Origin of the sequence: Kitasatospora sp. NPDC085879, from assembly GCF_040686255.1 — a bacterium.
Taxonomy (GTDB): domain Bacteria; phylum Actinomycetota; class Actinomycetes; order Streptomycetales; family Streptomycetaceae; genus Kitasatospora.
In genome coordinates this window covers 1-5,550 of record NZ_JBFBJZ010000156.1, presented here as the reverse complement: position 1 = coordinate 5,550, position 5,550 = coordinate 1, and the positions used below count along the sequence as shown (strand labels likewise).

The 5,550-nt window shown below is 70.4% G+C and carries 7 protein-coding genes; 3 read left to right on the top strand and 4 right to left on the bottom strand.

Features of this window, described 5'->3' with window-relative positions; all coding sequences use genetic code 11:
• Positions 1-91 precede the first annotated feature (91 nt).
• From AB0P35_RS41445 to AB0P35_RS41435, 3 genes are all read right to left on the bottom strand, one after another.
• Complete coding sequence (locus AB0P35_RS41445) at positions 92-1,249, bottom strand: hypothetical protein (RefSeq protein ID WP_095877552.1); 1,158 nt, start codon at positions 1,247-1,249, stop codon at positions 92-94.
• A complete protein-coding gene (locus AB0P35_RS41440; protein WP_257019560.1) occupies positions 1,230-1,364 on the bottom strand; it encodes a hypothetical protein in 135 nt (44 codons plus the stop codon). The genes AB0P35_RS41445 and AB0P35_RS41440 overlap by 20 nt, the downstream gene beginning before the upstream one ends.
• Positions 1,365-1,616: 252 nt before the next feature.
• Complete coding sequence (locus tag AB0P35_RS41435; RefSeq protein WP_363521636.1) at positions 1,617-2,561, bottom strand: hypothetical protein; 945 nt, start codon at positions 2,559-2,561, stop codon at positions 1,617-1,619.
• A gap of 574 nt (positions 2,562-3,135) precedes the next feature.
• Here AB0P35_RS41435 and AB0P35_RS41430 point away from each other — a divergent pair.
• A complete protein-coding gene (locus tag AB0P35_RS41430) occupies positions 3,136-3,477 on the top strand; it encodes a hypothetical protein (RefSeq protein WP_095877554.1) in 342 nt (113 codons plus the stop codon).
• Between the two features lie 81 nt (positions 3,478-3,558).
• On the opposite strand, the gene AB0P35_RS41425 is transcribed toward AB0P35_RS41430, so the two are convergent.
• Complete coding sequence (locus AB0P35_RS41425) at positions 3,559-3,669, bottom strand: terminal protein (RefSeq protein ID WP_107486880.1); 111 nt, start codon at positions 3,667-3,669, stop codon at positions 3,559-3,561.
• 167 nt (positions 3,670-3,836) lie between these two features.
• Here AB0P35_RS41425 and AB0P35_RS41420 point away from each other — a divergent pair, with 167 nt between their 5' ends.
• Positions 3,837-4,295 (top strand): hypothetical protein, encoded by a 459-nt coding sequence (locus AB0P35_RS41420; RefSeq protein WP_144298832.1) that lies wholly within the window; start codon positions 3,837-3,839, stop codon positions 4,293-4,295.
• 415 nt (positions 4,296-4,710) lie between these two features.
• Positions 4,711-5,247: a hypothetical protein gene (locus AB0P35_RS41415; RefSeq protein WP_095877556.1), complete on the top strand. Its 537-nt coding sequence runs from the start codon at positions 4,711-4,713 to the stop codon at positions 5,245-5,247.
• The last annotated feature ends 303 nt before the right edge of the window (positions 5,248-5,550 follow it).

The window sequence follows — 5,550 nt, the reverse complement described above, 5'->3', positions numbered from 1 at the left end:
GGACCTTAGACAAGCCTCATCGTTGCAGCTCAGAAGGCACTTTCGCTTTTCCGATCATGATCCGGACGCGCCCCCAGATGAAACGCGCAGGCTAGTACTGCATCAGGCAACGTTCGCCCCGTCGACGGGCGTGACTCCGTCTCATGTGGAGCAGCAAGTCATGCGCGATGATGCGACACGGCCCAGGATCGCTATGTGAACAGGCGGACGTCGCCGTCGCCTGATTCCGGCCCAGACGTGGCAGCCCCAAGCCGCGCCTCCGCGATCTGGAAGGACCCAAATGCCGATCGTCCTCATCTCCCCCGAGTTCACACAGGAGCAGTACGAGGAGACCAACCGCAAGTTGACGGGGGGCAAGAACCGGATGGAATCTCCAGCCGACTGGCCCGTAGAAGGTTTGCTCGCACACATCGCGGGACAGGGCGAGAGCACGTTCCGCGTCGTCGACGTCTGGGAGTCCGAGGAGGCCCTCAACCGCTTCGCCGAGATCCTTATTCCGATCCTTCGTGAGGTTGGTGTCGAGGGCGACCCGGAGGTGTATCCGGCACTCACATATGTGTCCGCCTAACTCCCGGCTGAGCCGGGCGACCTCCAAGGCGAGGGCCTGCCGTTCAGCGAGGATCGTCGCCCGGTCGCCGACGGGCACAGCCAGCAGGACTTCCGGGGGCTGGACAGGCTCGCGCTCCGTCTCCAGCTTCCTCAGCCGCAGATCCAGGTCGGCGAGCAGGTGATGGTAGTCCTCCAGGGCGTCGCCGAGTTCACCCGCGCGGGCGCTGCTGCGCCTGGCCTCCTGGTCGGCGGCCTTCAGCTGCCCTTCGAGCTGCAGGACGGCCTGGCTGATCGACGCACTGGTATGCAGTGCCGCCAGGCGCAGCCCGCGCACGCGGTCCCGGTCCTCGGCGTCGATGCGGGTGCCGCGTTCTTCCTCGACGTGCTTGAAGAGGTCCTCGACGAAGTCCCACTGGGGGATGCGGGTGCCGGCCAGGTAGCGGGAGAGGGGCCCCGGGCTGACGAAGCACCGTCCCGCAAGTCGGCGGACGGAGAGCGCCAGCTCCAGGAACAGGTCACGCAGCGCTTCGGCGAAGGCTCTGCACTCGCTGTTGAGATTGCCGTCCGGCGGTTGAAGACTCCCATTCCCACCCCTTTGACCGACCCGACCGGCGCCGGCAATCCATCGCCCCCAGCCGCCCGTCCGGGCGGTCGTCCCATGCTCCCGTGGTCCGGGGCGGTCACGGGGACGATTCCTCACGATCGGTACCGGGTGCGGCGATGAGCCGGTCGAAGAACGGCACCACCGCGCCGAACGCACCGGCGCCGTACAGGACGCACTGCGCGGCCGGGGAGCCGGCCAGCCGGGACAGCACCCCCGCCCCGATCCCGGCGAGCGGTGGGCGGCCGGCTGCGTGGAGGTGATCTCGGCAGGTGAAGCGGGTGCCGGATTGTCCTACATGAGGCCTCCCGCCCGCTGGAAACGAGAGGAATCATGCCAGTGCGCGGTGACAGCACCGGCGGTGCGTCCGGTCCGCCGGGTGCCGGACCAGCCGCCTGCGGCGGCATCCGGTGTGCCGGGCGCAGCGGCCGCCAGCCTGGTGCCGTTCGTGACTGTTGCGGCCGGTCTACCGTCCCGCGTGGACGTTCTCGCCGTCGGCGGGGTGCTCGTCGGGGAGGCCGTGTTCGGTGCGCAGGAAGTCGGCGTAGGCCTGGAGTGCATCGGTGTCGGCGGGCCCGGGCGGGAGGGCCATCGCGATCCTCGCTGCCAGGTCCTCTTCGCGTTGGGGGCCGGGTCCGACGAACTGCCCCCAGCACCACCAGACGGGATGCTGCAGCATCCGTCGGACGCCCTCGGGATCCATCCTGAGGGGGATGTCCTCCGTCGAAGCGAGGCCGAGGATGCTGCCGAGGAGGGCCAACCCCTGCAGGCTGGTGGCGTGGACCGTCGTCTGTGCCGCGCGGAGAAGTTCCTGGTCTGAGGCCGCATTCGCTGCCGCGATCATCGACTCGGCGTCGAAGGCAGTGGCGGGCAGAGGCCACGGTTCTTCGCCGCGGCGCAGCGCCTCGACCTCGTGGGCGGCGATCGAGTGCCTCATGGCGTCGATCTTCTCTTCGGGCATGCCGAGGGCGAGGCCCAGGGCCTCGGCGGCCTCATCGTGGCGCAGGGCCTCCGGTCCGCCAGCGAACAGCCGAAAGGCGGCAGTCATGAGGGAGCCCGGTTGTTTCCACTCGGGCATCCTCGGGATGTCATGGAAGTCCAAGTCCTGCTCAGCAGCCAGGTCGAGGAGGACGGTGTGGGTCTCCGGTATCCGTCCGGCCGTGCGTTTGGCGCGTTGTGCAGCGTTGGCAAGCAGGGCCTCCGCCCGCGAGTCGTCCGCGTCCTCGCCGGGTTTGGTCGGGTTCGACTCGTGGGCGGGACTACAGGACGTGAGTTCGGCAGCGAAACGGCGCAGAGATGCGGTGATGGCTTCCCGCAGCGCAGTCGGTGAGGAGTCTCGCACGCTGCGCAGCAAAGTGCCGGTGACCAGGGGAACCGGGGCGCGGCCCTGACGGGTAGTACGGGCGAGCATCTCGGCCTGGGTGTCCGTGGTCGGCAGGAGCTGGGCGCGGCTGCCGCGCCCGCGGGCCGAGGCCGCTGCGGGGGTTGCGTGGGAGGAGCCCGGCCGTGCGCCAGCGTTCCAGCTGGGAGAGCGTCACGGTGACGCCTCGGTCGGCAAGGGTCTGGATCAGTTCGGCGTCGGCGCCGGAGGGCGGGGTTCGAGGCACTCCGCGATTACAACCCCGCGAAGTGCACGGCCGCAAGGCACATGCGGCATGAGGTTATGGGGTGTCAGAACCACCCATTGGAAGGATCTCACTTGCCCATGCTCCAGAGCTTTCTGAACGCGACCGGCCCGATGCCGGGGGTGGCCCTGCTCGCCGCCGTCGCGGTCCATCTTCGGCAGCTCGCCCTGCTGACCGGCTTCCTGGCCGCGCTGCGCGGCGCCCGGGGTGCGAGCCGCACGGAGATGTTCTCCGTCTTCGCCCGTCACTTGGCCGGCCACAAGGGGCCCCGATTGTGCCCGCCGCTGCCGATCCGACGGGATCGTGTGACCAACCATTTTCCAGTTGGCCAGTCGAGCATCGGCCGCCAGAATTCGGCCCATGACCCGCGACGACCTCGCCGAGCAAACGCCGGCATGCGGCCCTGCACGCATCGCCCTGCTCTCCGGAGGCACTTACGGTGTCTGGCCTGGCCAGGTGCCCGCCGACCAGGTGTTCCACACCTACCGGACCCGGCTTCGGATCACGCAGAAGCGCGGGCAAGCAACGCTCGGCCTCACCGAATCCGTTGGACTCCTCGGGGACGTGGAAGACGAACTCCTTCGGATCGGATGGATCGACACCACGGACCGGGCGTGGGCCTTCATACTCTTCCTCAACGCCACAGCCACCACGGTGCTGGCCTGTGCCGGGGTCGCCCTCTCCCTCCCCGAGATGGACTGACGGAAGCGGAACGCTCAACCGGCCAACTCCGTCCTCACTGGCCGACTGGATCACCTGGCGCAGCGCCGGGGCGAGTGGAGATCAGACGGAGAAGTCGGCCCACTCCAGCCCGGTGAGGGTGACCTGGAGGCCGCGGGCGCGGCGGCCGCCGTCCTGGAAGTACGCCCGGCCGGCCACCGCACCCGACACCATCCAGCGAGACGGCCCAAGACACGGCGTGCGATGTCGGGCGGCCTGTCTTGGCGGCCCGCGTGTAAAGGGCCTCGGCACCACCCACCGAACCCGCCCGCGTCCACCCCAGCCGTAGACGGATCCATCATGCGGATGATAGCCAAGTGTCCTGAAAGACAGGAGGATTCATGTCACGCCGCTTGGGCCCGGTGCCGTCGACACCGTACTCGCACCTGCTCTCCGACACCTCTTACGGGAACTCGCGGGTCCGGGTGTCACAGCCGCATCGCATCAACCTTGAACGGCCCGCCACAGGCAGCCACAAGGCCACCCTGTCCTGTGAGACCTGCGGCGCCCCCGTCGACCTCACTCTCCTCAGCATCGGCTCCACCAAGGCGTGGCGGCTCGGCTGGGCTGTCGGCGGAGCCCTTGCCCTCGCGCTGACTGCCCTGGGCGTCCTTGGCATCGTCGACAGCGGCCCTGACGGCAGCGGATTCCTTCCGTCCACCGCCGCATTCGTCCTCGGCATCCTCGTCTCGGTCTACACACTGCTTCACTGGTGGCACGAGGACGGGGTCCGCGGCCCCGGCCTGCCCTGGCGTGCAGGCCGCCACTTCGTCCGCCACTTCTGGGCAGGCCCACGCTGACATCCACTCGCGCCGCCACGGGCTGCCAGGGATGCCGCCGCTGTGGCCGGACGGCGCGGCCGCGCCGCCGGGGGCAGCACCGCCGCCCAGGGGCCGACGGCCGGGCGGGAGTCGGCCGGTGCGCGGCCGGGCGTGCGGCTCGGGCGCCGGACGGCAGCGCATCGCGCTACGCGGGGGCCGCCGGACCCGGTCGGCGACCGGCACCGGGGAGGCGAGCGCGAGCTGGGGGCGAGAAGATCGGCACGGCTCCCGGGGTTCATGTCATTGCCGGCCCGGGAGCCGCCTGCACTTCCCGCCCGAACACCCCGTCAGCACTGTGTCCCGACACGGCGTAGCGGGGCCAGCGGTATCCGGCGGACGCGTCTACCTGGGGCAGATCGGCGGGGTGTCGGTGCTCGTTCCTACGATCACGCACGTGCCCGATGCCTTCACCGTCCTGTGGACCCACGACGTCTGCCGCGCCCTTCGCCAGGCCGGCCGCACCGGCCAGCGGCCGCTGCTCGCCTTCAGCGGTGTGCACACCTCGCTGCCCACCTGGTCCGGCGCCCGGGTGGGAGACGAGGCGTACGCCGTGCAGGTGAACCGGCGCATCGTCCACGTGGTGAGCCGGATGCGGATCACCGGCCCGGAGCGGGGCGAGTGCTGCGGCGCCGCCCCCGGGAACTGGAACGAGCCCGCGTTCCCCGGACACGATGACTGGTCGATGCTCGGCGCCGGTGGCTGCGGCGCCCGGCCGGTGCACGTCGAGGCCACACCCGTGCGCTTCGACGTGCCGATCCCCGGCGACCTCCTCGCCCACCTCACCTGGCGCAACCGCCGGGGCCGGACCCGCCAGCTGAAGTACGTGGCCGACGGGCTCCTCGAACGCTCGATCAGCCTCCAAGGCTTCTACCGCCTCACCCCCGAATCCGCCAACGAGCTGGCAAGAATCGTGGACACCGCCGCTGCGTGATGCCCGTGGGCTGCCGATGGCGGCCAAGCAGCGGGGGCGGTCGGTCTCCGTAGCCGGCCGCCCCCGGGGATCGGCTGCGCGGCCGCGCCTGTCCGGGCGCCGGGGTTTGGCGAGCCGAACGGCGCGGCCGCGGTGATGCGGCAGGCGTGGAAGGACATGGCCGCCCGCGCCGAGACCGAACTCGGCGAGATCGCGCCGCAGTTCGCCTTGCGCCGGACCGTCCGGCACCGTGCCGGTCCTCATGGAACGCCCCCTCTGTCCCCGATCGCCGGGACCGCAGACACGGCCCCACCCGCTCAACTC